The sequence below is a fragment of the Microbispora sp. CSR-4 genome (assembly GCF_008033685.1).
In the GTDB taxonomy this organism is placed as follows: domain Bacteria; phylum Actinomycetota; class Actinomycetes; order Streptosporangiales; family Streptosporangiaceae; genus Microbispora.
On sequence record NZ_VJVX01000081.1, the window covers coordinates 1 to 24,274 of the forward strand.

The following is a 24,274-nucleotide window of genomic DNA, read 5'->3' on the forward strand; positions in this document are numbered from 1 at the left end:
CCACTCCCCCCCCCCCTCCTCCCCACCCCCCCCGCCCCCCCCCGTGCCCCGGCGGGGCCGCGCGGGGGCGCCGGGCGGGGCGGGGGGGGCGGGCGCCCGCCTCTGGGACGCCATGGAGGAGGGACGCCTCACGCTGCGGGCGCATCCCTTCGCCTGCGCCCCGCTGCCGTACGCGGAGATGCCGGACGACCTGCGGGCGGAGTTCGCGTCGGCCTCGCTCACCGTGATGAAGGGCGACCTGAACTACCGGCGGCTCGTCGGCGACCGGATGTGGCCGGCGAGCACGCCGTTCGCCGCGGTCACCGCCTACTTCCCCGGGCCGGTCGTCGCCCTGCGCACGCTCAAGTCGGATGCGCTGGTGGGCGTGCCGGAGCGCGCGCTGGCCGAGCTGGACGCGCCCGGCCGCCCCTGGCGGACCACTGGCACCCACGCCATGGTGCAGGCCCGCCCCTGAGCGACTATCGGCCCTGATGCACGCGCCTGCGGTTGCCGCCGTGGTATGAGCACGAGCCCTGACGCCCGCCCGACATGCTGACTTTGCCGTCGCTGCATTCGATCATGTAGCCCTTGCCCTCCCAGAAATTGGGAATGCAGTGGAAGTACCGGCAGATGTCCGGCTTCGGGTCGGTGATCAGGTCGCCGTCGCAGAAGGTGTATCCGTACGGATTCGCGGGCGCGTCACAGAGCGGGACGGCCTCCGGCATCGGTGCCGCCTCCGACGGTGGTGCCGCCTCCGACGGTGGTGCCGCCTCCGATGGCGGTGCTGTCTCCGGCGGCGGTGCTGTCTCCGGCGGCGGTGCCGCCTCCGACGGCGGTGCCGGAGGTGACTGAGCCGCAGTGATCTCCGCCTGAGCGGGAGGCCGGGGAGAAGGCACTGCCGGCGGTTCCGGAGCCGGTGTACTCGTGACCTCGATCGTCACCGTCACAGCGGGATCCGCAGCCTCCGGCACGGGTTCCGAGGAAGGCGCCTGCGTGATCGTCACCGTCACGACGGGCTCCGCGACGTCGGTCGCCACTTCTGCGGGCGCGAGCGACGGCGCGGGCACGGTCGGCGCGAGCACGGTCGGCGCGAGCGCGGATGGCACAAGGGTTGACGGTCGCCCCACCGAGGCGATGGTGACGGGGGCATGGGGAAGCACCTGGCCGATCAGTCCGAGCGTCAGGGCGACCGTGACGAGACCCTGGAGGGCGCGACGTCTCGGTGACGCGCCGCGCGGGCCGAAATACGCCGTTCTCAGCACGCCGAGGGCCGTACGAGCCGCGTGCGGGGCCTGCGCCGGGCCGACGAGGGCGGGTGGCGATGGAAGGAGCGACTGGTGGTGCACGAGCAGGCGTTCGAGATGCGCGACGAACCCCGCACGGTCGCCCATGGCGTCGGCGAGGCCGAGCGCCAGATTGAACCGGAAGCCCACCGACGCCCCCGGATCGAGCACCAGGCCCGAGACGTACTTCCGGTTGCTGACTCTCATCAGGGTGGACGACGTCGGGAGGTCGTGAGCCAGGCCGGTGAGCTTGGCGAACGCCCACTCGCGGTTGTGCCTGCTGCCGTGGAAGACGACGCGCTGGTTCGTCACGGACACCGCGCCGATGTCGCTGACGTTCGCCTGCGCCGGCGGCGCCTGCCCGGCCGCCCAGGTCAACTCCGGCAGGCTCGCGTAACCGGGGGGAGGCAGCGCGGGCTGATGCCGCAGCTCGATCAGCCGTGCGCCGGGAGCGTTCCAGAGAAGCGTCTCCCCGCGCCGCATTCGGAGCGAGGGCGGGACGTCGCCAGGGGGCCGGCCGCGGTATGTGCGAGCGCTCGCGAGCATGTGGCGTAATTCGACGTCGGCACGCCGCCAGGCGGCCAGCGCCGCCTCATACGGCCGACGGCGGTGCTCGTTCTCCCGCTGGGCCCATCGTCCCCGCCGCCCTGGATCGTCCGAGGGCCCGTTCGTCGCCACGCGACCTCCTCATCGATGCGCGACCGCTTCGCGCGAACAGCACCCCCGAGACGGGCAAGTCAATCATCGATGAGGCGCCGGGCGCCATCGGCCGGCTATCGGCCCTGGTAGACCGGTGGGCGTTTGTCGCGGAAGGCGCGGGAGCCCTCCTTGGCGTCCTCCGAGCCGATGACCGGCCAGCCGATCGCGTCGGACACCTTGAGGGCCTCGGCCTCCGGCATGCCCAGCGTCTCGCGGTAGGCGCGCAGGATCGCCTGCACGGCCAGCGGCCCGCAGGCGGCCACCTGGTCGGCGAGCTCGCGGGCCACGTCGAGCGCCTGGCCGTCCGGCACGACACGGTTGAGCATGCCCATCGTGAGCGCCTCGGCCGCCGTGATCGCCCTGCCGGTGAGCAGCACGTCCATGGCGAACGCGTACGGGATCTGGCGCGGCAGCCGTACGGCGCTGCCGCCCATGGGGAACAGCGCCCGTCGTGCCTCGAACAGCCCGAGCGTGGCGCTCTCCCCGGCGACCCGCAGGTCGGTGCCGACGAGCAGCTCGGTGCCGCCCGCCACGGCGTACCCCTCGACCGCGCACACGATGGGCTTGGACGGCAGCGCCCCGGTGTCGCGCAGCAGGCCCTTCCAGTGGTAGTCGGGGATCTCGGCGACCCGGCGGCGCACCCGGTCGTCCTCGGACGGCGTGCCCATGGCCTTGAGGTCGGCCCCGGCGCAGAACGTGCCGCCCGCGCCGGTGAGGATGCCGACCCGCACCTCCGGCTCGTCCGAGATGTACTGCCACGCCTCGGCGAGCCCGACCAGCATGTCCTGCGAGAGCGCGTTCCTGGCCTCGGGCCGGTCCATCGTGACGATCACCACGTGACCGTCGCGCTCGATCCGGCAGTGCGGGGTGCTGATGGGCAGGAGCTCCACAGGTGTCCTCCGGCTGGGTGGTGTCACCGGCTCGATCAAGCGCTTGTTAGCCATGGCGCGCGGGGTTAGTCTGCCCGCAAGAACTAGAACCGATTCTCGTCTGAGTCGCTCCGCATTGCCAGATCTTGTCAGCGCCGCACCCGCGTGCTTCACTCCGCGACCGCTGACGCCTCCCGGTGGTGCGGCGCGCCCCCATAGGGAGCTGGCATATGGGCTCACTCGGTTTCTGGAGGCTGGCGCAGGCCGACCCGGCGTGGATCGCCGCGGTCGATCCCGATGGCACGGAACACTCCGCGGGCGAGCTGCTCGCCAGGGCCAACCGCATGGTCCACGGCCTGCGTGAGCTGGGCCTGCGCCCCGGGGACGGCATCTGCGGCCTGCTGCCCAACGGCGCGGACGGTCTGGTGCTCTACCTCGCGGCCCTCCAGGCGGGGTGGTACTACACGCCGGTCAACTGGCACCTCACCGGGCCCGAGATCGCTTACATCCTGGCCGACAGCGAGGCCAGGGCGTTCTTCGCCCACGAGCGGTACGCCGCGGAGGCCGCCAGGGGCGCGCGGGAGGCCGGGATCGACACCGGCCGGTGCTTCTCCTACGGCGACGTCGAGGGCTTCCGTCCCGTCGCCGAGCTGACCGACGGCAGGCCGGGCACCCCGCCGCCCGACCGTACGGCCGGGGCGACCATGCACTACACCTCGGGCACGACCGGCAGGCCGAAGGGCGTGCGGCGCGCGCTCACCGGCCTCGACCCCGACGACGCCGCCGAGCTGATGACGGCGCTGCTGCGGCTGTTCGGCGTGACACCGGGCCGCCCGAACGCCCACCTGGTCACGTCGCCGAGCTATCACACGGCGGTCACCCAGTTCGCCGGCACGGCGCTGCACATGGGGCACACGCTCGTCTTCATGGACAGGTGGGACGCCGAGGAGACCCTGCGCCTGTGCGAGCGCCATCACGTGACGAACTCCCACATGGTGCCGACGCACTTCAAGCGGCTGCTGTCGCTGCCCGAGGAGACGCGGCGCGCCTACGACCTGTCGTCGCTGCGGTGGATGATCCACGCCGCCGCGCCCTGCCCGGTGCCGGTCAAATGGCAGATGCTGGAGTGGTGGGGCGACGTGATCTACGAGTACTACGCCGCCACCGAGGGCGGCGGCACGGTCGCCACTCCCGAGGACTGGAAGAAGCGGCCGGGCACGGTCGGGAAGGCCTGGCCGGGCAGCGAGCTGCTGATCGTGGACGACGAGCTCGCGCCGGTGCCCGCGGGCACGCCCGGCACCGTCTACATGAAGATGGGCATCTCGTTCGAATACAAGGGCGACCCGGAGAAGACCGCCGCGGGCCGCCTCCGGGACTACTTCACGGTCGGCGACATCGGCTATCTGGACGACGACGGCTTCCTTTTCCTCTGCGACCGCAAGGCCGACATGATCATCTCGGGTGGGGCCAACATCTATCCGGCCGAGATCGAAAACGAGCTCATGGCCCACCCGAAGGTGGCCGACGTGGCCGTGTTCGGCATCCCGGACGACGAGTGGGGTGAGCGGATCATGGCCGTCGTCGAGCCCGCGCCCGGCGCCGTCCCCGGGCAGGAGCTGGCCGCGGAGCTCGTCGGTTCCCTGGAGGGCCGCCTGGCCCGCATGAAGTGGCCGAGCGTGGTCGAGTTCATCGACGAGATGCCCCGCGAGCCGAACGGCAAGCTGCTCAAACGCAAGCTCCGCGCCCCCTACTGGGAAGGCAGGGACCGTGCCATCTGAGGAACCGCTCGTCGCCGCCCACGTTCTGGAGTTCCCCGGCGGCTACACGCGTACGACCGGGCCCGTCATCGGGCGTTTCCTCACCGAACTGCGCGACCGGCGGCTGGTCGGGGTCCGTACGGCCGGGGGGCGGGTGCTGGTGCCGCCGCTGGAGTACGACCCGGACACCGGCGAGCCGGTCACCGGGGAGTACGTGGAGGTCGGTCCGGCCGGGACCGTCCAGGCATGGGCGTGGGTCGGCTCGCCGCGCCCCGGCCACCCGCTCGACCGGCCGTTCGCCTGGGCGCTCATCCGGCTCGACGGCGCCGACACCGCCCTCGTCCACGCGGTGGACGCGGGGAGCCGGAAGGCGCTGCGGCCGGGCCTGCGGGTGCGCCCGCGCTGGCGGGCCGCCACCTCCGGGCACATCACGGATATCGAGTGCTTCCTGCCCGAGGTCGCCTCGCTCGTCGCGCCCGTGCGGGCCGAGTATCGCGTCACGCCGGGGCGGGCGCTCACCCGGTTTTTGGAGGGCGTGCGCGACGGGAGGTTCGTCGGCGGCCGGTGCGGCGAGTGCGCCGCCGTCTACGTGCCCTACCGCGTGTCGTGCCCCGCGTGCGGCTCGGTGATCGAGGACGAGGTGGAGGTCGCCGACACCGGCACGGTCACCACCTTCGCCATCAACAACCTGCCCGACCCCCGGGCCCCCGAGGTGCCGTTCGTCTCCGCGTACGTGCTGCTGGACGGCGCGGACACGCCGATGATCGCGCTGATCGGCGGGGGGCCGGCGCACGAGGTGCGGCAGGGCATGCGGGTGCGGGCCGTGTGGCTGCCGCCCGAGGAGCGGACGCTGTCGATGGCCAACGTGAAGTGGTTCGAACCGACCGGGGAGCCGGACGCCGACCTCGACGAGTCCGCCGGGGGTGCCCGATGAGGGACGTCGCGGTCGTCGCCTTCGCCCAGACCGTGCACACCGGCCACGACGCCGGGCCGGCCGAGCCGGAACTGCTGCTGCCGGTGATCGACGAGGTCAAGCGGGCGACCGGGCTGAAGAGGTTCGGCTTCACCTGCTCCGGCTCGTGCGACTACCTGGCCGGGGCGCCGTTCTCGTTCGTCTCGGCGCTCGACGCGGTCGGCGCCTGGCCGCCCATCAGCGAGAGCCACGTCGAGATGGACGGCGCCTTCGCGCTGTACGAGGCGTGGGTGCGGCTCCAGCACGGCGACATCGACACCGCCCTCGTCTACGGCTTCGGCAAGTCGTCGATGTCGGACATCCGGGAGATCATGACGCTCCAGCTCGACCCGTACTATCTGGCGCCGCTCGGGCTCGACCAGGTGTCGTACGCCGCGCTGCAGGCGGCCGCGGTGAACGCGGACCGGGCGGCGCTGGACGAGATCGTACGGCGCAGCCGGGCCGGCGGCCGGGCCAACCCGTACGCCCTCGACCTGCCCGACCCTGCCGGGGAGGAGTTCGAGGTCGAGCCGCTGCGGCCGTACGATGTCGCGCCGGTCACGGACGGGGCGGCGGCTGTGGTGCTGGCCGCGGGCGACCGCGCCCGCGAGCTGGCCGGGCGGCCCGCCTGGATCACCGGCATCGCACACCGCGCCGAGCCCCACTATCTGGGCATGCGCGACCTCGCCCGGTCGGTGTCCACGGCCGAGGCGGGCCGGGCGGCCGGAGTGGGCAAGGGCCCGGTCGACGTGGCCGAGCTGCACACCCAGTTCAGCCACGAGGAGCCGATCCTGCGCGAGGCGCTCGGCCTGTCCGCCGACGTCATGGTCAACCCGTCGGGCGGGCCGCTCGCGGCCAACCCCGTGATGGCCACCGGCCTGATCCGCATCGGCGAGGCGGCCCGGCGGATCCTCGACGGCTCGGCGGACCGCGCGGTGGCGCACGCCACCTCGGGGCCGTGCCTGCAGCAGAACCTCGTCGCCGTGCTCGACCAGTCCCTGTAGGAGTCGCCGTGGGAAACCGCTGTGCCGTCATCGGCGTGGGCCAGACCCGCTACCAGACGAGACGCCGGGACGTGTCGCTCGCCGGGCTGGTGCGCGAGGCCGCCCTGCGGGCGCTGGAGGACGCCGGCCTGACGTTCGCCGACATCGACGCGGTCGTCATCGGCAAGGCCCCCGACATGTTCGAGGGCGTGATGATGCCGGAGGCGTACCTGGCCGACGCGCTCGGCGCGGCCGGCAAGCCGGTGACGCGCGTGCACACGGCGGGCTCGGTCGGCGGCTCGACCGCGCTGGTCGGCGCGTCGCTCGTGCAGGGCGGCGTGCACGGGCGGGTGCTGGTGGTCGCCTTCGAGAAGCAGTCGGAGTCGAACGCCACCTGGGCCCTGACCACGCACCTGCCCTTCAACGCCTCCCTGGTCGTGGGGGCGGGCGGCTACTTCGCGCCGCACATCAGGGAGTACATGCGCAGGTCGGGCGCGCCCGGCCACATCGGCACGCTGGTCGCGGTCAAAGACCGGCTCAACGCGCTGAAGAACCCGTACGCCCACCTGCGCATCCCCGGGATCGACCGGAAGATGGTCGAGTCGACCCCGATGCTGTGGGAGCCGATCCGCTATCTGGAGACCTGCCCGTCGTCCGACGGCGCCTGCGCGATCGTGCTCGCGGCCGAGGACAAGGTGACCGGCACGCCCGCCTGGATCCACGGCACGGCGATGCGCTCGGAGCCGCTCATGATGGCCGGCCGCGACGTCGTCAGCCCGAGGGCCGGCCGCGACTGCGCCGCCGACGTCTACCGCCAGGCCGGGATCACCGACCCGCGCCGGGAGATCGACGTCGCCGAGGTGTACGTGCCGTTCTCCTGGTATGAGCCGATGTGGCTGGAGAACCTCGGCTTCGCGGCCGAGGGGGAGGGCTGGAAGCTCACCGAGGCCGGGTGCACGGCGCTCGACGGCGACACCCCGTGGAACGCCTCCGGCGGCGTGCTGTCGTCCAACCCGATCGGCGCGTCCGGCCTCATCCGCTTCGCCGAGGCGGCGCTCCAGGTGCGGGGCATGGCGGGGGAGCACCAGGTCGAGGGGGCACGCCTCGCGCTCGGCCACGCGTACGGCGGGGGTGCCCAGTTCTTCGCGATGTGGATCGTCGGAAGCCGCAGACCGTGAGGCAGCTCAGACCCTGACGAGCGGGAGGTCCGCCGGATGGAGTTCAACCACGCCGATCTCTTCGAGGGGCTCGCCGACGCCATCGGGGACCGCGTCGCGCTGGTCTGCGGCGACGACCGCCCGACGTACGCCGAGCTCGACGCCCACGCCAACCGGCTCGCCCACCACCTGGCCGCGCAGGGCGTCGGACGCGGGACGTACGTGGGCATGCAGCTCTACAACGGGGTGGAGTACGTCGCGGCCCTGCTGGCGACGCTGAAGCTGCGGGCCGTGCCGGTCAACGTCAACTACCGGTACGTCGAGTCCGAGCTGCGCTACCTCTACCAGGACTCCGGCATCGCGGCCCTGGTGTTCGACGTGGAGTTCGACGACCGCGTCGCGGCCGTGGCCGCGCGGGTCCCCGGGCTGCGCCACCTCGTCGCCGTCGGCGGCCCCTCCGCCGTGCCGGGCGCGGTGCCGTACGAGGAGGCGGTGGCGGGGCGGCCCGACGGCAGGGACTTCCCGCCCCGGTCCGGCGACGACGTGTACGTCATCTACACCGGCGGCACGACCGGCATGCCCAAGGGCGTGATGTGGCGGTCGGAGGACCTGTTCTTCGCCTTCGGCGGCGGCAACCCGTACGGCGAGCCGCTGAAGACGCCCGAGGCGGTGATCGAGCAGGCGCGCGGCGCGGCGTCGCCGGTCGTCATGATGACGGCGGCCCCGCTGATGCACGGCGCGGCCCAGATGGGCACGTTCATCGCCTGGTGGATGGGCGGCACGATCGTGCACGTCCGCAGGTTCGACGCCGCCGCCGTGCTGCGCGCGATCGAGCGGGAGAAGGTCGTCAGCCTCAACATCACCGGCGACGCGATGGCCCGCCCGATCGCCGAGGAGCTGGCCGCCGGGTCCTACGACCTGTCGTCGCTGTTCGTGCTCAGCTCCACCGGGGCGATCCTCAGCGGGGCCGTGCGCGCCCGGCTGGAGGAGCTGCTGCCCGGCCGGATGATCCTCGACAACTTCGGCTCCACCGAGTCGGGATACACGGCGTCGGGGGTCGAGGGGTCGTCGCCCGAGTCGGGGTTGCGTTATCGGCCCAACGCCGGCGCCTCCGTGACCGTGCTCGACGAGACGCTGACCCCGGTCGAGCCGGGCTCGGGGCGGATCGGCACGGTGGCCAGGGCCGGCCGGATCGCCTTCGGCTACCACAACGACCCGGGCAAGACCGCCCGCACCTTCGTGACCGACGCCCACGGCGTGCGGTGGCTGCTCACCGGCGACCTCGCCACGGTGGAGGAGGACGGCACGATCCGCATCCTCGGCCGCGGATCCCAGTGCATCAACACCGGAGGGGAGAAGGTCTTCCCCGAGGAGGTCGAGGCGGTGCTCAAGGGGCATCCCGCCGTGTTCGACGCCGTCGTCACCGGCATCCCCGACGACCGCTGGGGGTCGCGGGTCGCGGCCGTCGTCCAGCCGTACGACGGGACGACGCCGACGGCGCGGCAGCTCGACGCCCACTGCCGCACCCGGCTGTCGGGCTACAAGGTGCCGCGGACCTACGCGTTCGTCGAGGAGATCGTCCGTTCCCCGGCGGGCAAGGCCGACTACCGGTGGGCCGGTCAGGTGGCCGCCGCGGCGTGTCCGCCGGAGTAGGCGGCGGCGAGGGCGTGGAAGACCTCCTTCGGCTCCCGCCCGCCGTCCTTCAGCAGCCGGACCACGCCGTAGGAGGCCATGTCGAGGTCTGCGCGCGGGTCGGGGTCATAGGCCGTGGTGTAGCCGGCGAAGGTGAACCAGAAGGCGCTGTCCACGCCCTCCTCCTCGAACACCGTGAGCAGGTCCCGCAGGTAGCGGACCTGCTCGCCCTCGTCGCGGCGGTAGTCGCCGTCGAGCCGGGGCGGGGTCGCGGTGTAGTCCACGATGGCCCACGCCATGCCGCCACGTGCGCCCGCTCCCGTGTAGGCGCACGTGCCGAACTCGGTCACCGCCACCGGCTTGCCGAACCGGAAGCGGGAGCGCAGCTCCTCGCGGTAGGTCGAGGCGTTGCGGTCGTCGCGGTAGGCGTCCACCGCGACGATGTCGAACGGGCTCCAGTCGACGTCCTCCCACTCGCCCGAGGCGTACGTCACCCGCCCGCCGAAGATCGCGCGGGCGGCCTCGGCGGTCTCCGCCAGGAAGGGGTTCAGCAGGGTGGGGATCTCGGCGAACCGGGCGTACACCTCGGCGTCCCCCGCGCCGAGCGCCGCCATCCGGTGGAAGAAGGTCTCCCCGGGCAGGAAGCCGGTGCAGAAGATGCTCATCTCGCATCCGGTCACGAGCACCACCTCCGCGCCGTCGCGCCGCAGCTTCTCGGCCCGCTCGGCGCATTCGGCGAAGTACGGCGCGAGCTCCCGCGTCGTCATCTCGCAGGGGAAGGGCGCGAACCACACCTCCAGCCCCGCCTCGGCGGCGTGCCGCGCGGCGACGCTGAGCCGTTCGGGGTGCCCGCCGGTGATGCGTACGGCGGTGCAGTGCAGCTCGTCGGCGATGACGCGCATCTCCGCGCGGACCGTCTCCGGGTCGAACGTCTCCCGGCTGAGCTGCCCGCCCGGGAGGAAACCGGTGTCGTAGTTGATGCCCCTGCCTCTCATCGAGCGTTCCCCCGCACCTCGTTGTTGATCATCCACATGATCGGCCCGGAGCCGAACGCGCCCGCCACCACGAGTCCCACCGCGAGGGCGGCGATCAGCAGCACGTTGGACAGCCAGACCATGGTGGACACCGGCAGCGTGAACGCGCCGATCAGCCGGGCCACGCAGTCGGCGAGCAGCGCCGCGCCCCAGATCCCGGTGAAGCGGCGCTCGGCGCGGCGGAACCTCGCGCCGTTCGCCAGCCGCTCCCAGGCGGCCTCCCGCGCCGCGTTGCCCCGGGTGATGAACGCGCGCATGCCCTGGGTCATCACCGGGCGCGCGGTGAACGCCGTGAGCATCATGAACAGGCTGATCACGCCGCTGAGGGCGGAGTCCTTGGCGATCATCATGCGGGCGTCGCCGGTGACGAAGCTCAGGGCGATGCCCGCCACGTTGACCGCCAGCGTCAGCCCGGCCAGCGCGTTCATCGTGCGGTCGCTGACAATCCCGGCGATCACCCGGACGGCCGGGATCACGCCGCTCACGGCCAGCGCGGTGACCTCGCTCGTGCCGAGCGCGCCGTGCAGGAGGTAGTAGCAGGCCATCGGCGCGGCGACGTCGATCGCGAGCGGCATCAGCAGGGTCCGGAGGGTGCCCCGCCGGGGCTTGCCGGCACTCATCGGGGCGGTCGCCGGGCCGGTCACTGGGCCGGTCACTGGGCCGGTCACTGGGGCGGCCAGGGTCTCGGTCATCGGGTCCTCCAGGGGGTCTCCGTGTGCGTTAAGCCTCGCGAAAACCGGAGGAGCCCGACAGATTCAGCGATCCCGATTGCGGCAGTACAAATGTCCTGGGTCTGCCCCGGGTCTGTGCTGGGTCTGTGCTGGGTCTGCCCTCGGGCGGGCTGTCAGAGCTTCTTGGCGCCCTCGGTCGCGAGCGCGGCCACGGCGCCGAGACCGAGGTAGACGACGCCGCTGCCCTGGTCGAGCCGCCGCCGGGCGCGCGCCGAGGAGCGCAGCCGCCCGGCCAGCACCGCGGCCAGCAGGGCGTACGTGCCGTCGCTGGCCATGCCGAGCGCGACCCACACTGCCCCGAGCACGAGCACCTGCGGGGCCACGGGGCCGCGCGCCGGATCGACGAACTGCGGCAGGAACGCGAGGTAGAACATGGCCGTCTTGGGGTTCAGCACGTTGACCACGAACCCCTCGCCGAACAGCCGCCGGGGCGAGGCCGGCTTCACCTCGGTCTCCTCCGCCTCCGTCCGCCGGACGAGCTTGCGGATGCCCAGGTAGAGGAGGTAGGCCGCGCCCAGATACTTCACGACGGCGAACGCTGTAGCCGAGGCGGCGAGCAGCGCGGTGATCCCGAAGGCCGCGGCGGCGATGTGGACGAGCGACCCGGTGTGGATGCCGACAACGGAGACCAGCCCCGCCGTACGGCCCTGGGCCACGCTCCGGGTGACGATGTAGAGCACGGCGGGTCCCGGAACCAGGAGCAACGCCATAGTGGCGGCCGCGAACAGGGCGAGCGTGGGCAGAGTCGGCATGTTCGGATGGTAGGGACACCGGCGCCGTCGCGGCACGTCAATTTAGAGCGCCGTCACGGGCAGCGACTCCAGAGCAGTGGATTCACAGCACGGTCAGCACGCGAGGGCCGTCCTCGGTGACCGCGATGGTGTGCTCCATGTGGGCGGCCCTGCTGCCGTCCGTGCTGTGCAGCGTCCAGCCGTCGCCCGCTGTGTGATAACCGTCCCGGCCCCCGGCGATGAACATCGGCTCGATGGCCAGGGTGAGACCATGCCGCAGGGGATAGCCCCGGCCGGGCCGCCCGTGGTTCGGCACCGACGGGTCCTCGTGCATCCGCCGGCCGATGCCGTGGCCGCCGAAGTCCCTGGGCATGCCATATCCGGCCTCCTTGGCGATCGCGCCGATCGCCGCCGAGATGTCCCCGATGCGGTTGCCCACGGTCGCGGCGGCGATCCCGGCCTCCAGCGCCCTGCGCGTGGTGTCGACCAGCTCCAGGTCACCGGGGCGCGGCGTGCCCACGATGAACGTGACGGCGGCGTCGGCCGCCCAGCCGTCCAGCACCGCGCCGGCGTCGACGCCGACCACGTCCCCGTCCCGCAGCCGGTAGCCGGTCGGGATGCCGTGCACGATCGCGTCGTTGACGGACACGCAGATCACGGCGGGAAACGGGGTCGGCGCGAAGGGCGGCCGATAGCCGAGGAACGGGGAGCTCGCCCCGGCCTCGCGCAGCACCGCCCGCGCCGTCTCGTCCAGGTCCGTGAGCCGCACCCCGATGGCCGCGGCCTTCCGTACGGCGTCGAGCGTGCGGGCCACGACCCGCCCCGCCTCCCGCATCGCGTCCAGCGCGGCGTCGCTCTTGATTTCCACCATGACAATGCCCTCCGCGGGGTGGCACCAATAACTATACCGGTATTAGTATCACGGTCATGGTGAGAGTGCCCCTGACCCCCGAGGAGCGGCAGCGGGGGGAGCGGTTCGGCGTCCTGCTCCGGCAGGCGCGCGGCGAGCGCAGCATGGTCGAGGTCGCGGCGGCGGCCGGGCTGTCGGCCGAGACGCTGCGCAAGATCGAGACCGGCCGCGCGCCGACCCCGGCCTTCTTCACGGTCGCCGCGCTCGCCGCCGCACTCGGCCTGTCGCTGGACGAGCTGGCCGCCGCCTGCGCGGAGGGTCCCCAGACCGGCGAGTTCCGCCAGGCCGGCTGACCCGCGACGGCTTGCTCGTCGCGCCTCGCGCGGCGGCTTGCTCAGTGGCTTGCTCGGTGGTTTGCTCGGTGGTTTGCTCGGTGGCTTGCTCTGGCGGCGCTGAATCTTTCACCGGCCGGGTGTCCGTGTCCGGGGGCGTTTGCCCCAGGTGAACGGCCCGTCGCGGGCCCCTCCGGGTGGCCGCCGGGGCGGCGGTTCCTGTACAGGCCGCGTGGCAGATCGGACGCTGTGAGCATCGCCGACGATCAACGGCAGCCGGCCCGAGGCGGCCGGTCGGCTCACCACGGAGGTGCCCGATGCGATTCCCCCACGGCCGGTTACGTCGCCCGGCCGTCCTCGCGGCCGTCGTGGCCGCCGCGTCCGCGGTGACCGGGCTCGTCCCGGGCACGGCCGACGCCGCGCCGCGCGGATCGGCCGCCGTCGCCCGCCTGCTGCCGAGTGCGGTTCCCACTCCGACGCCGACCCCGACCGTGAGCGCCACGCCGTACGTCATGGTCACACCCGCCCAGGTGGTCGTGCCCGAAGGAGGCTCGGCGCTCATCTACGTGCGGCTCAGCGACCGGCCGTCGTACGGCTGGGTGACCGTCGACAGCCAGCGGCTGTCCGGCGACTCGGACCTGTCGATCGGTCCCCGGCTGCTCTTCCCCGCGGACCGGTACAACGAATGGCAGGCGCTCCTCGTCTTCGCCGAGGAGGACGACGACGCGACGGACGGCACCGCCACGTTCGAGTCCAAAATCAGTCAGCTGCCGGGCACCGGCGTCGCGGTGTGGAGCGCCAAGGAGCTGGACAACGACGCCGCCACGCCGTCGCCGGCACCGAGCTGACGGATCATGTGATCGCCAGCAAGGCGGCGACCAGGGCCGCGGTGGCGGGCGGGTCGGGCGGCTCGCCGTACGTCGCGGCGTAGACCCGGCGGTCCGACCCGGGCAGCTCGGACACCCGCACGTCGGGATGGCGGTGGGCCGACAGCGCGAGCCGGGGGAGGATCGCCGTGCCCAGCCCGGCCGCGACCATGGCCTGCACGGCCACGTAGTCGTCCGTCGTGAACGAGACGCGCGGCGTGAAGCCCGCCTCGGCGCACAGCGCGAGCAGGTGCGCGCGGCACCGCTCGCATCCCGTGATCCACGTCCCGTCCGCGTACGCCGCCAGGTCGCCCGCGTCGCCGTACGCCGTGGGAGTGACGAGGAGGCTCGGGTCGTCGAGCAGGTGGACCAGCCGGACGCCGTCGTCCTCGGGGGCGGTCTCGCCGAAGCGGAAGACCACGGCGACGTCCACCCGGCCGGCCCGCAGCAGGCGCAGTGCCTCGGGCGGCTCGGCCTCCATCAGCCGCAGGTCGAGCCCCGGATGGTCGCGCGCGAGCCGGGCGGCGGCGGCCGGGACGAACGTGCCGAGGGCGGAGGGGAACGCCGCCAGCCGGACGCGTCCGGCGCGCAGCCCGACGTGCGCGGCGAGCTCCGTGGATGCCGCGTCGAGACGGCCGAGGATCTCCGCGCCCCGCTCGGCGAGCAGGCGGCCCGCCTCGGTGAGGCGGATGCCGCGCCCCACGCGCTGCACCAGCTTCGCGCCCGTCTCCGCCTCAAGCCGGGCGAGGTGGTGGCTCACCGAGGGCTGCGAGTAGTGCAGCTCCCGCGCCGCGGCGGTCACCGTGCCGGTCCTGGCCACCGCCACGAGGACCCGCAGCCGTACGACGTCGAGCGGCATTCATCGATCCCGTCTATGGTTTCGCCTGAGAAGTTGAGTTGGACCTATTGTCCTGCGGATGGCCAGGCTGGGGGTCATGACCGACATCCGCGACATCCTGGACGCCCGGCGGCTCATCGCCCCGCATCTGCCCGAGACTCCCCTGTGGTCCTATCCCGTGCTCGACGCGGCGGTGGGCGCCGAGGTCCACGTGAAGCACGAGAACGTCCAGCCCACGGGGGCGTTCAAGGTGCGCGGCGGCATCGCGTTGCTGGCGCGCATGGCCGGCCGCGAACGCGGGGTGGTCACCTACTCGACCGGCAACCACGCCCAGTCCGTCGCGTACGCCTCCCGCCTGTACGGCGTGCCGTGCGCCGTCCTGATGCCGGAGAACCCGAACCCCGCCAAGGTCGCGGCGGTCGAGGCGCTCGGGGCGACCGTCGAGGTCCGGGGCGCGACGATGGTGGAGGCCGCCGGGCACGCGCGTGACCTCGCCGAGCGCACGGGACGCCGGCTGATCAGCCCGGCCGACGAGCCGGACATCCTGGCCGGGGTGGGCACGCTCTACGTCGAGATGTTCACCGCCCGGCCGGATCTGGAGGCGGTGTTCGTGCCCGTGGGCAGCGGCAGCGGGGCCGCCGCGGCGTGCCTCGCCGCCGCCGCGCTCGCGCCGGGCTGCCGGGTGATCGCCGTCCAGTCGGCCCAGGCCCCGGCCGCGCACGACTCCTGGCGCTTGCGGGAGCCGGTGACCCGGCCCGTCAAGACGGTCGTGGAGGGGCTCGCCACCGGTTCGGCGTTCGCGCTCCCGCAGGCCGTGATGCGCGACGGCCTGGCCGACTTCGTGCTGGTGGACGACGACGACATCCTGCGGGCCCAGCGTCTGCTGCTCACCGAGGCCCACACCCTGGCCGAGGGCGCGGGGGCGGCGGCCCTCGCCGGGCTGCTGGCCCGGCGTGAGGAGTTCGCCGGGCGCAGGGTGGCCGTGGTGTGCACGGGCGGCAACGCCGGCCCGGCCGAGCTCGCCCGCCTCCTCGCCGGTTGAACGCGCACAGGCGGACGGAGGGCCCCCAAGCGGGCTCAAGTGGGCTCAGGGGCCGACGTCGTCGCGGGTGGCCTCCTCGATCTCGTGCAGGCTCTGCCGGGTCAGTTCGAGCTCCGAGGTCAGCTCGTCGAGCGCCCGGGCGCCGCCCGCGTCGTCGGAGGCCGCCGTCATGGCGGAGATCTCCACGGCCCGCGCGACCAGGCCCTCCAGGCTGATGGCGCCCGACTGCAGCCGGGCCAGCACCCGCTCCCGCGTGCCCCACAACCTGTCGTACACCTCGCGCTGCGCGTCAAGGGCGGCGATCGACCGGTCGAGCTCGCCCGCGACCTCCTGCCGGGCCGTCTGCCGCGCCTGCGTGAGCCGTACGCGCTCCTGCTCCAGGAACCGGGGGTCGAAGCGGGCCAGGGCCGAGCCGGTGACCGAGGCGTGCCCGGCCAGCCGGCGCAGCGTGCCGACGGTGTCGTCCACCTGCGGGCGCATCGCCGCGATCCGGTCGAGCAGGAGCTGCCCGCGCATCGAGGCGGTCAGGTCGGCGAACGACGCGGCGGCCCGCTCCGCCCGCCGCAGCCACGCCTCCTCCGCGCTCCCCTTCGTCACCGGCGGGGCCTGCGTTTCCGTACGGCTCTCGCCACCGGTGGACTGCCACGCGGAGGCGAACGCCTTGATGAGCCAGACCGCGACCCCGGCGACGGGCACCCCCACGGTAGGGACGCCGACCGCCCAGGCCGCGCCCGCGGCGGTGGCGCCCAGGAGCAGCGCCCAGGGGTCGCGGAGTTCCTCGGTGAAGCGGGACAAAGGGGGGCTCCCAGGTCGGACGGCAGGGTTGATCAGAAGTTGGAGATGACGGCGGTGAACACCTCGTCGATGCTTCCCGGCTTGCGCGAATCGTAGGCCGCCGCGTCCGTGGCCTGCGAGATGCGCCGCAGGACGTCGAGGTCGGCGTCGCCGCCGTACGCGATGGTGAACATCCGCACGGTCTCCTGGCCCGCCTCATGGCGCAGGTCGGGCAGCAGGTTGTCGAGCGAGATGGAGTTGTTGTCCTCGTTCTTGCCGTCCGTCAGGAACACGACCGCGTTGATCGCGTCACCGCTCTGATGGCGCGTCACGTACTGGTAGGACGCGAGGGCCGTGTCGTACAGCCCCGTGCCGCCGCTGGGGATCAGGCCGTTGATGCGGCTCTTGAGCTGCGACTGGTTGCCCCTGCCCAGGGGGACGAGCTCGCGGTAGTCCTTGTCGCCGTCCTGCTTGAGGCTGAACAGCCACAGGCCGACCCGGTCGTTCGGCCCGAACTGCGGCAGCGCGTTGATCGCGGCCTGCTTGGCCAGGTCGAGCTTGGTCTTGCCGGTGCCTTCGACGTCGGCGCCCATCGAGCCGGACACGTCCATCACCATCAGCACGTTGGCGGGCTTGCGCAGCTCGGCCCAGCTCTTGAGGATGCGGTTCAGCACCGGCGGCGCCGGGGTGCTCAGCGTGGTCGCCGGCTGCTTGGGGTCGAGGCCGTTGGCGGTCGTGATGAGGTCGCCCGGCTTGCCGTCGTACGACCGGAAGGCGTACTTCTCGAACTGCCTCTGCTGCTCGGGCGCCTGCAGATACTTCAGGAAGTCCGCCGCCGCGGCCTTCTTCGCGGCGTCCGCCCAGGACAGCACGGCGTACGGGTGGTCGGAGAAGAGCGTGCCCTCCTTGGGGTAGATCGCCACCAGCGGGACCTTCGGCTTGGCGTGGTCGCCGAGCGTCTTGGGATCACCCGTCGGGTTGCCCTGGTTGTAGTCCCACACCGACTTCTCCTCCACCGTCACGGCGGAGATGTACGACATGGCCGTCCCCGAGTCGTCGGCGTGCTGGAGGTTCGACAGGAACGTCAGCGTCGTGTCGCCGTAGTGGACGATGGACCGCTCGACCCCCCGCACGAACTCGCGCGTCTTCGCCGCGGCGACGTCTCGTTCCGTCAGGTCGCCCGACAGCCCGGTGGCCGCGAAGTACGCCCCGACCGTGGCGTTGAGCCCGGACGTCGAGAAGTTCGGGTTCGTCTTGCCGAGGCGGAACCTCCCCCACTCCGGGTGGTCGTAAGCCGCCCAGCCCTTGGGGTCGTTGGCGAGGTCGAGGATCTCCGACCAGCCGATCTTCTTGGACGGCCAGCCGAGCGCCTGGGCCATCGGCTTGGGCATCGCGATGACCAGCGGAGACGTGGCGATCGTCGGGTTGTCGGCGGACACCGGCGACGCCTGGTCGCCGCCCTCGACGCGTTGCCGCAGCAGGGTGACCCAGCCGGTGCTCGCCGGCGTCCAGACGTCCGGCTTCGGGCCGTCCTGCCGCTCGTCCCAGCCCCGCGCGAGGGCCTGCATGGCCCCGCCCGAGGCCTTGGAGTTCACGACCACGTCCACGCATTTTCCGTCCACCTCATGGCCGTTGTAGTCGTTGGCCATCGTGCGCAGCAGCTCGGCCTTCTCGCTCGACGCGGCGATGGTCAGCGTGATCCCGTCGTCACCGCAGGCGCGTTTGCCCGCACTCCCGCCCCCGTCGCCCCCGCCGTCACCGGCATCGCCACCGCCGCCTGAAACTCCGCCGAACAGCAGCCTCAGCCCGACGATGAGCGCCCCCGCGAAGATGACCGCGACGACGAACGGTGCCACGCTGCGGCGGCGCTTCTGCTGCGGTGGGGGGTACACGGGCTCCTCCATTGTCACGGGATACCTGCATCTATCCCGACGAATGGCGGATCACGTTAGTTGCCGATCATCTCGTCCAGCTAACACCCCAGCCCCGTTCCACACTCATCCACAGAACCCGATAATTCTCCGTAACGACTCGAACACACTGAGTAAAGTTTCCCGCGTGCCGAATCTCATCCATCAACAAACGGTCGACCTCTTCCACCGGAGGCCCAACGCCGCGGTGGAGCTGTTACGCGAGGTCGGCGGCATCGAGCCGCCCGAATTCGCCAAGGCCACGGCGGAGGCGGTGGACGCCACGCAACTGACCCCGGTGGAGTATCGCGCGGACGCGGTCGTGGTGCTCCGCGACGGGTCGGGAACGGCCCGGCTGGCGGTGATCGTCGAGGTGCAGTTACGGCACGACGCGGACAAGCGCTTCACCTGGCCCGTATACGTCGCCGCGCTGCGGGCCCGGTTGAAGTGTGACACCGCCCTGCTGGTGATCAGCCTGAACCCGGCGGTGGGCCGCTGGTGCGAGCAGCCCATCTCCATGGGGCCGAGCGGAACGGTCACCCCGGTGGCGATTCACTCGGACCGCCTGCCCTTGGTCACCGATCCGGGCGAGGCACGCAGGCACCCCGAGCTGGCCGTGTTGTCGGCGGCCATGAACGGTGACCACCCCGACATCGACAAGGGGCTGGAGGTCATGCTGGAGGGGCTGAACGAGCTCGACCAGAAGGACGTCCGGCTATATTTGAGCTACGTGTTCGGCCTGGTACCCACAGTAGTGGGTGAGCGCCTGAAGGAGCTTCTGATGACAGCGTCAGCCGACTACGAGAAGGTCATCGGCGACCGCTACTTCTCCGATTGGGTGAACAAGGGCCTGGAACAGGGCTTGGAGCAGGGTCTGGAGCAGGGGCTGGAACAGGGGCGCGCGGAGGGCGAGATCGACGCGATCCTCGCCGTGCTCGACGCCCGGGGGCTGGAGATTCCCCCCGAGGCACGCGAGCGGATCAGCCGATGCTCCGACCTGAATCTCCTGAAGGAGTGGGTCCGCAAGGCGGTGACGGTGACGTCGGTGGACGAGCTCTTCCTCTGACGTCCGCGCTCGCCCGACGCCGATCCGCGCTCGTCCGGGGCTCGTCCGGGGCTCGTCCGGGGCTCATCTGGGGCTCATCTGGGGCTCGGCCAGGGCTCCGTCAGGGCGAGATGCGGCGGTGGACGAGTTCGGCGAGCGTCGCGTGTACGTCCTCGACCGGCTGGCCGGGGTGCAGCGCGCGACGCTCGATGGCGACGGTGAGCACCATGCCGAAGACGGCGGTGGCGGCGGTGCCGGTGTCGAATCCCGGGCGCAGCTCGCCGGCCGCCACGGCATCGGCAAGGACACGTTCGTAGACCGCGAGCACGCTCGTGCGCAGCCGCAGGATCGCGTCCTGCCAGGCCGCCCGCCACAGCTCGGCCAGCAGCACCCGGGCGAACGGCCCGTACTCGTCGAAGAAGCGGAGCTGCGCGAGCATGAGCGCGTCTAGCACGGCGACCGGAGAGGCGGCCGGGGCGCGTGCGGCCTCGGCGAGGGCGTCGGCGAGCCGCTCGATCCCGTGGTCGAGCAGGCCCGCGAACAGCGCCTCCTTGCTGCCGAAGTTGTAGAAGACGGTGCCCTTGGCCACTCCCGCGCGTTCGGCGATGGCGTCGACGGTGGTGGCGGCGAAACCCTGCTCGGCGATGAGTTCGGCAGCGGCCCGGTAGAGCCGCTGCCGGGTCTCGGCCCGCCTGCCGCCGGTCGCGCCGTCGCCCCGCCCGCTCACAGCGACAGCTCCGGCTTGAGGCGGCGCATCGACCACGTACGACCACGGTGGACGGCGAGCACGGTGAGGGCGAGACCGAGAGCGACGAACGCGGACAGCACGCCGCAAGCCTGCCACACCACGGTGGTGTCGCCGCCGCTGACGAGGCGGCGCATCGCCGACACCACCCAGCTCATCGGCAGCCACGGCGAGATGGCCTGGAAGAACCCGGGGGACGTCTCGATCGGGTAGGTGCCCGCCGACGAGGTGAGTTGCAGCATGAGCAGCGCCAGCACCGCCACCCGTCCGGGCGGCCCGAGCAGCGCGTTGACCGCCTGCACGACGGCGAGGAACGCCGCCGTGACCAGCACCAGGAAGGCCGCCATCCCCGGCCAGTCGGCCGCCTCGAGCCCCAGGCCGAAGCGCAGCACGGCGAGCAGCACCGCCACTTGGAGCGTCCCCATCGCGAGCCCGGGAAGCCAGCCCGCGAGGGCCGTGCGCCACGCCGGCGCCGACCCGGCGAGCAGGCGCGGGTTGAGCGGCCGCAGCACCATGTACGTCACCATCGCGCCGACCCACAACGCGAGCGGCACGAAGAACGGAGCGAACCCGGTGCCGTAGTTGGGCACCTCGTTGTCCACCTCGGTGGCGAGCCGGACGGGGTCGCTCATCATGTCCGTACGGCTGTCGCGCTCCGGTGTGCCGTAGTCGGGGATCTGCGCGGCCCCGTCGCCGAGCTTGCCGGCCAGCTCGCTTGAACCGTCGGTCAGCTTGACCAGCCCGGAGCCGAGCTTTCCTGCCCCCCGGTGCAGCTTGCCGATGCCGTTGTCGAGCTTGCCCGCGCCGGAGGCGAGCGAGGCGAGCCCGGTGTTGAGGCCGGTCGCTCCGTCGTCGAGCCTGGCAAGCCCGGTGGACAGGGTCCGCGCGCCGCTGTTGAGCGTGCCGAGGCCGCGCGACAGCGAGGTGGCTCCGTTCAGCGCCTTGCCCGCGCCGTCGTGCAGGTCGGACGCTCCGTCGGCCAGTCGCTTCAGCCCCTTGTCGAGCTGGTTGAACTTGTCGCGGGCGTCGTTCAGCGCGCTGCCGAGGCCGGGCGCGGCGGCGGCCAGCTCGCGGGCGTCGTCCGCGACGGTCCGTGCCGTGCCGGCGAGGTCGTCGAGCCTGCCCTCCTGCGAGCCGAGGCGGTTCTGCAGCCGCCCGGCGGCCGACGCGAGGTCGCCCGCCGACCCCGCGGCCTGCTCGACCAGCGCGCGCAGCTCGGGGTCGGCGTCGGGATGGGCGCTCAGCCAGCGCTGGACGGCCCGCAGGTCCTGCCTGGCCGTGCCCGCCGAGCCCTGCACCTCCTGGGGCAGGCCGTCGAGTGCGTCGGCCAAGCCGTCGGCGCCCTTCGCGAGGGTGAGCGCGCCCTGCCGGATGCGGTCGCCGTTCTTCTCCAGCACCGGGACGTATTTGTCGGCCGCCCGGTTAACGGTGGGAGACAGGGTGTGCACCTGGCGGTAGACCTCGCGGTTGCCCTCGGCCAGTGCGGCCGCACCCTTGCCGAGCGCGGACAGGCCCTTGCGGAGGTCGGCCGCGCCCGCGGCCGCCTTCGACAGACCGGCGGACAGGGAGGCCGAGCCGGTCCTGGCCTGGTGCAGCCCGCTCGTGAGCTGCTTCGACCCGCTGTACAGGGCGTCGGCTCCGGACGACAGCTTGCCGGTCGCGTCCTGCGCGGACCCGAGCCCCTTGGCGAGCGAGGCCGCGCCGTCGCTCGCGGCGGCGGCACCGTCGTGCAACCGGTCGGCGCCGTCGGCCGCCTGGGCGGTCTTGTCGTGCAGCTCGCCGAAGGACAGGAAGATCTGGTCCAGGTAGCCCTTGACCGCGCTGCGTCCGGCCGCCTCCTTGACCTCCCGGAACACGGCGTCCGAGATCGTCCGCATGATGTAGCTGCGCCCGGTGTCCACCCGTACGCCGAGCTGGGCCGGGCGCGGCGTGCCGTCGCCGGAGGGCGAGGCGAGGTCGGCGCTGAAGTCGTCCGGGATCGTGAGCGACAGGTAGTAACGGCCCTCTCGGACGCCCTTGTCGGCCTCCGCCGCGTCGACCCGGTGCCACGCGAAGACCTTGCGCCGCTCCAGCTCGGCGGCGAGTTCGCGTCCGGCGTCCACTGTGCTCGGGGGGCTCCCCGCGGCGCCGGCGGCGGTGGCGGGACGGTCCTCCACGACGAGGGCCACCGGCACACGGTCGAGGTTCGCCTGGGGATCCCAGAACGACCACAGATAGAGCCCGGCGTACAGCAGAGGCAGCATGACGACGGCGACCAGCGCGGCCCTGGTGAGCCGCGAGCGCAGGAACCTGCGCAGTTCGAGCCGGCCGGGGTGGGGGATCCTCATCGGCGTTCTCCTGTCTCCGCCGCGTCTCCGGCACCGGGTGCCGGAGGAGCGGGAACGGGCAGCGGCAGCAGCGTGCTGGCCGCGCCGGTCGCCTCCTCGGCGTCGGTGCACGCCGCGACGACGGTGAGCCCCTGGTCGGCCAGGCCGCGCAGCACGTCCCACAGCTCGCGCCGCCTGCCCGCGGGGATGCCGGTGCCGGCGTCGTCCACGAGCAGCAGGCCCGGCTGGTCGAGCAGGGCGAGCGCGACGCCCAGCCGCACCGCCTGGGCCCGGGTGAGGTCCCTGGCCAGGGTGCGGTCGCCCCGCGGCAGCGCGTCCGGATCGAGCCCGGCGTGGGCGAGCGCCGACCGCACGGCGTCCGGGTGCCGCCTGCGCCACAGGAACCCGTGCGGGCGCAGCCGCTCCTGCAGGTGCTCCCGTACGGTCAGGGCGTCGTCGAACGGGTTCACCTCCGGGAAGAGCCCGAGGGCGGCGATCCGCCTGATCCCGCGGGGTGTGGCGAGGCCGCCGACGGTGAGCGTCCCCTCGGTGGGCTTCATCCGTCCCGCGAGGGTGAGCAGCAGGCTCGTACGGCCGCTGCCCGCCTCGCCCGTGACGACGGTCAGCGTCCCCGGGGCCGCGTGCAGGGAGACGTGCCGGTAGACCCAGCCGTGAGCGCCGCGCACGCCCAGGTCTCGCGCCTTCAGCTCGACCCCGCCGAACACGGCGCCGGACGCCTCGCCGGACGTGCCGTCGGACGCGTCGTCCACCCCACCACCGTCGCACGTGTCGTCCACCCCGCCGCCGGACGGCCCGTCGGGGGTTCCGGCCGAGGGGGTGGCGACGTCGGTGGTTCGCCCGGCATTCACGTCTGTGCTCCGTTCTTTGCACTGACCAGTCGGTACAAAAGAGTAGCCCTGGGGAGCTCTCGCCCCATGCCCGTCATGGTGTGATTTCGCCGACACAGGCCCATGTCCGCGGTGACCGGGCCTCACGCGGGGAGAAGGGGGTTGCCGGCGAACCGCGCGCCGCCGTGTGGGGAATGTCGGGGAGTGCCGGGCGGTGCAGTGCGGGGGGAGTCACGCGGTGCCGTGTGGGAAGTGCCGGGCGGTGCCGTGTGGGAAGTGCCGGGCGGTGCCGTGCGGGGAGTGCCGGGCGGTGCCGTGCAGGGGGAGTCACGCGGTGCCGTGTGGGAAGTGCCAGGCGGTGTGTGGGGAGTGCCGGGTGGTGCCGCGCAACGTTCCAGTCGGCCATGGCTCTCCGCCATGACCTCCTCGGCTCTCCCGGCGTGTCCGTGTTTCATGAAAATTTCACTGGCGCGCACCGGGTGCGGACGGTCTCACCTGCCGGAATCGGCGGGTGCCAGGACCACCCCGTCAGCTGGTCGACACGGAGCATTGACCCGGGTTCGCGGGGTCCGTACTTTTGGCCGTGTTCCGGTTCATGGATGTTGTTCACATCTATGAATTCCCTTAGCGGGACCAGGAGTGGCGCCGCCACCAGCCTCGGTCAGGGGTCCTGCACGACCTGCGAGGAGCTCGGCTTTGAGAAGGAGTAGCAGAACCGGAGTCGGGGTGATCGGCACCGTTGTCGGGGTCGCCGCCCTGGTGGGCGGCGTCTTCGTCGGCGTGTCCAACGCGGCGCCCAGTGCGGGACCCAATGCGGGACCCAGTGCGGGACCCAGCGCGGGCGCCTACCGGATCGTGAACGGCGCCAGCGGCCTGTGCCTGACCGTCCCCGGCAACAGCACCGCCGACGG

At 72.6% G+C, this 24,274-nt stretch carries 22 protein-coding genes and 1 pseudogene; 11 read left to right on the forward strand and 12 right to left on the reverse strand.

Annotated elements, in window-relative coordinates:
- Positions 1-43 precede the first annotated feature (43 nt).
- On the forward strand, positions 44-454 hold the full coding sequence (locus tag FLV34_RS36310) for a damage-control phosphatase ARMT1 family protein (RefSeq protein WP_261986035.1): 411 nt from the start codon (positions 44-46) through the stop codon (positions 452-454).
- A gap of 4 nt (positions 455-458) precedes the next feature.
- Here the strand turns inward: FLV34_RS36310 and FLV34_RS36315 are convergent, their stop codons facing one another.
- Together FLV34_RS36315 and FLV34_RS36320 are read right to left on the reverse strand one after the other, a co-directional pair.
- Positions 459-1,940: a hypothetical protein gene (locus FLV34_RS36315; protein WP_147945279.1), complete on the reverse strand. Its 1,482-nt coding sequence runs from the start codon at positions 1,938-1,940 to the stop codon at positions 459-461.
- Between the two features lie 95 nt (positions 1,941-2,035).
- A complete protein-coding gene (locus FLV34_RS36320) occupies positions 2,036-2,851 on the reverse strand; it encodes a crotonase/enoyl-CoA hydratase family protein (protein ID WP_261986036.1) in 816 nt (271 codons plus the stop codon).
- Positions 2,852-3,060: 209 nt separating this feature from the next.
- On the opposite strand from FLV34_RS36320, the gene FLV34_RS36325 reads away from it, so the two are divergent.
- The 5 genes from FLV34_RS36325 to FLV34_RS36345 are packed head-to-tail and all read left to right on the forward strand — an operon-like array spanning position 3,061 to position 9,332.
- Positions 3,061-4,608, forward strand: a complete 1,548-nt coding sequence (locus tag FLV34_RS36325) for an acyl-CoA synthetase (protein ID WP_147945281.1) — start codon at positions 3,061-3,063, stop codon at positions 4,606-4,608.
- Positions 4,598-5,521, forward strand: coding sequence for a Zn-ribbon domain-containing OB-fold protein (locus FLV34_RS36330; protein ID WP_147945282.1), 924 nt, complete (start codon positions 4,598-4,600; stop codon positions 5,519-5,521). The genes FLV34_RS36325 and FLV34_RS36330 overlap by 11 nt, the downstream gene beginning before the upstream one ends.
- Positions 5,518-6,543, forward strand: coding sequence for a lipid-transfer protein (locus FLV34_RS36335; protein ID WP_147945283.1), 1,026 nt, complete (start codon positions 5,518-5,520; stop codon positions 6,541-6,543). The genes FLV34_RS36330 and FLV34_RS36335 overlap by 4 nt, the downstream gene beginning before the upstream one ends.
- Before the next feature lie 8 nt (positions 6,544-6,551).
- Positions 6,552-7,700 (forward strand): thiolase domain-containing protein, encoded by a 1,149-nt coding sequence (locus FLV34_RS36340; protein WP_147945284.1) that lies wholly within the window; start codon positions 6,552-6,554, stop codon positions 7,698-7,700.
- 36 nt (positions 7,701-7,736) lie between these two features.
- Positions 7,737-9,332, forward strand: a complete 1,596-nt coding sequence (locus tag FLV34_RS36345) for an acyl-CoA synthetase (protein WP_142648213.1) — start codon at positions 7,737-7,739, stop codon at positions 9,330-9,332.
- On the opposite strand, the gene FLV34_RS36350 is transcribed toward FLV34_RS36345, so the two are convergent.
- The 4 genes from FLV34_RS36350 to map form a co-directional block, all read right to left on the reverse strand.
- The gene (locus FLV34_RS36350; RefSeq protein ID WP_147945285.1) at positions 9,299-10,306 is read right to left on the reverse strand and encodes a hypothetical protein; all 1,008 of its coding nucleotides are present in this window, start codon (positions 10,304-10,306) and stop codon (positions 9,299-9,301) included. The genes FLV34_RS36345 and FLV34_RS36350 overlap by 34 nt on opposite strands.
- Entirely contained in the window at positions 10,303-11,037 is a 735-nt protein-coding gene (locus FLV34_RS36355) for a VC0807 family protein (protein ID WP_222709756.1), read from the reverse strand. The genes FLV34_RS36350 and FLV34_RS36355 overlap by 4 nt, the downstream gene beginning before the upstream one ends.
- A gap of 152 nt (positions 11,038-11,189) precedes the next feature.
- The gene (locus FLV34_RS36360; RefSeq protein WP_142648215.1) at positions 11,190-11,828 is read right to left on the reverse strand and encodes a LysE family translocator; all 639 of its coding nucleotides are present in this window, start codon (positions 11,826-11,828) and stop codon (positions 11,190-11,192) included.
- An 82-nt stretch (positions 11,829-11,910) separates the two neighbouring features.
- Positions 11,911-12,678, reverse strand: a complete 768-nt coding sequence (gene map, locus FLV34_RS36365; protein ID WP_142648216.1) for a type I methionyl aminopeptidase — start codon at positions 12,676-12,678, stop codon at positions 11,911-11,913.
- Between the two features lie 56 nt (positions 12,679-12,734).
- On the opposite strand from map, the gene FLV34_RS36370 reads away from it, so the two are divergent.
- The gene (locus FLV34_RS36370; protein ID WP_142625059.1) at positions 12,735-13,010 is read left to right on the forward strand and encodes a helix-turn-helix transcriptional regulator; all 276 of its coding nucleotides are present in this window, start codon (positions 12,735-12,737) and stop codon (positions 13,008-13,010) included.
- 296 nt (positions 13,011-13,306) lie between these two features.
- Positions 13,307-13,837, forward strand: coding sequence for a hypothetical protein (locus tag FLV34_RS36375; protein WP_142648217.1), 531 nt, complete (start codon positions 13,307-13,309; stop codon positions 13,835-13,837).
- Between the two features lie 4 nt (positions 13,838-13,841).
- Here the strand turns inward: FLV34_RS36375 and FLV34_RS36380 are convergent, their stop codons facing one another.
- The gene (locus tag FLV34_RS36380) at positions 13,842-14,714 is read right to left on the reverse strand and encodes a LysR family transcriptional regulator (protein WP_142648218.1); all 873 of its coding nucleotides are present in this window, start codon (positions 14,712-14,714) and stop codon (positions 13,842-13,844) included.
- A gap of 58 nt (positions 14,715-14,772) precedes the next feature.
- On the opposite strand from FLV34_RS36380, the gene FLV34_RS36385 reads away from it, so the two are divergent.
- On the forward strand, positions 14,773-15,735 hold the full coding sequence (locus tag FLV34_RS36385) for a threonine/serine dehydratase (RefSeq protein WP_261986037.1): 963 nt from the start codon (positions 14,773-14,775) through the stop codon (positions 15,733-15,735).
- Positions 15,736-15,780: 45 nt separating this feature from the next.
- Here FLV34_RS36385 and FLV34_RS36390 read toward each other — a convergent pair whose 3' ends face one another.
- The gene (locus FLV34_RS36390; RefSeq protein WP_142648219.1) at positions 15,781-16,530 is read right to left on the reverse strand and encodes a hypothetical protein; all 750 of its coding nucleotides are present in this window, start codon (positions 16,528-16,530) and stop codon (positions 15,781-15,783) included.
- A gap of 32 nt (positions 16,531-16,562) precedes the next feature.
- Positions 16,563-18,401 (reverse strand): substrate-binding and VWA domain-containing protein, encoded by a 1,839-nt coding sequence (locus FLV34_RS36395; RefSeq protein WP_260617296.1) that lies wholly within the window; start codon positions 18,399-18,401, stop codon positions 16,563-16,565.
- A 166-nt stretch (positions 18,402-18,567) separates the two neighbouring features.
- On the opposite strand from FLV34_RS36395, the gene FLV34_RS36400 reads away from it, so the two are divergent.
- Positions 18,568-19,485, forward strand: a complete 918-nt coding sequence (locus tag FLV34_RS36400; RefSeq protein WP_142648221.1) for a hypothetical protein — start codon at positions 18,568-18,570, stop codon at positions 19,483-19,485.
- Between the two features lie 100 nt (positions 19,486-19,585).
- Here the strand turns inward: FLV34_RS36400 and FLV34_RS36405 are convergent, their stop codons facing one another.
- The 3 genes from FLV34_RS36405 to FLV34_RS36415 are packed head-to-tail and all read right to left on the reverse strand — an operon-like array spanning position 19,586 to position 23,384.
- Entirely contained in the window at positions 19,586-20,191 is a 606-nt protein-coding gene (locus FLV34_RS36405) for a TetR/AcrR family transcriptional regulator (RefSeq protein ID WP_142648222.1), read from the reverse strand.
- Complete coding sequence (locus tag FLV34_RS36410) at positions 20,188-22,536, reverse strand: YhgE/Pip domain-containing protein (protein WP_142648223.1); 2,349 nt, start codon at positions 22,534-22,536, stop codon at positions 20,188-20,190. The genes FLV34_RS36405 and FLV34_RS36410 overlap by 4 nt, the downstream gene beginning before the upstream one ends.
- Positions 22,533-23,384 carry an ATP-binding cassette domain-containing protein gene (locus FLV34_RS36415; protein WP_147945286.1) on the reverse strand — a complete coding sequence of 284 codons (852 nt, stop codon included), beginning with the start codon at positions 23,382-23,384 and terminating at the stop codon, positions 22,533-22,535. The genes FLV34_RS36410 and FLV34_RS36415 overlap by 4 nt, the downstream gene beginning before the upstream one ends.
- 705 nt (positions 23,385-24,089) lie before the next feature.
- On the opposite strand from FLV34_RS36415, the pseudogene FLV34_RS40940 reads away from it, so the two are divergent.
- Positions 24,090-24,274 (forward strand): annotated as a pseudogene (locus FLV34_RS40940) (RICIN domain-containing protein); the annotation flags it as partial.

Bases quoted from the DNA above. Each gene is read 5' to 3' on its own strand.
- FLV34_RS36325 (WP_147945281.1), top strand. From the start codon at position 3,061: ATGGGCTCACTCGGTTTCTGGAGGCTGGCGCAGGCCGACCCGGCGTGG.
- FLV34_RS36335 (WP_147945283.1), top strand. From the start codon at position 5,518: ATGAGGGACGTCGCGGTCGTCGCCTTCGCCCAGACCGTGCACACCGGC.
- FLV34_RS36345 (WP_142648213.1), top strand. From the start codon at position 7,737: ATGGAGTTCAACCACGCCGATCTCTTCGAGGGGCTCGCCGACGCCATC.
- FLV34_RS36350 (WP_147945285.1), bottom strand. From the start codon at position 10,306: ATGAGAGGCAGGGGCATCAACTACGACACCGGTTTCCTCCCGGGCGGG.
- FLV34_RS36355 (WP_222709756.1), bottom strand. From the start codon at position 11,037: ATGACCGAGACCCTGGCCGCCCCAGTGACCGGCCCAGTGACCGGCCCA.
- FLV34_RS36360 (WP_142648215.1), bottom strand. From the start codon at position 11,828: ATGCCGACTCTGCCCACGCTCGCCCTGTTCGCGGCCGCCACTATGGCG.
- map (WP_142648216.1), bottom strand. From the start codon at position 12,678: ATGGTGGAAATCAAGAGCGACGCCGCGCTGGACGCGATGCGGGAGGCG.
- FLV34_RS36370 (WP_142625059.1), top strand. From the start codon at position 12,735: ATGGTGAGAGTGCCCCTGACCCCCGAGGAGCGGCAGCGGGGGGAGCGG.
- FLV34_RS36375 (WP_142648217.1), top strand. From the start codon at position 13,307: ATGCGATTCCCCCACGGCCGGTTACGTCGCCCGGCCGTCCTCGCGGCC.
- FLV34_RS36380 (WP_142648218.1), bottom strand. From the start codon at position 14,714: ATGCCGCTCGACGTCGTACGGCTGCGGGTCCTCGTGGCGGTGGCCAGG.
- FLV34_RS36385 (WP_261986037.1), top strand. From the start codon at position 14,773: ATGGCCAGGCTGGGGGTCATGACCGACATCCGCGACATCCTGGACGCC.
- FLV34_RS36410 (WP_142648223.1), bottom strand. From the start codon at position 22,536: ATGAGGATCCCCCACCCCGGCCGGCTCGAACTGCGCAGGTTCCTGCGC.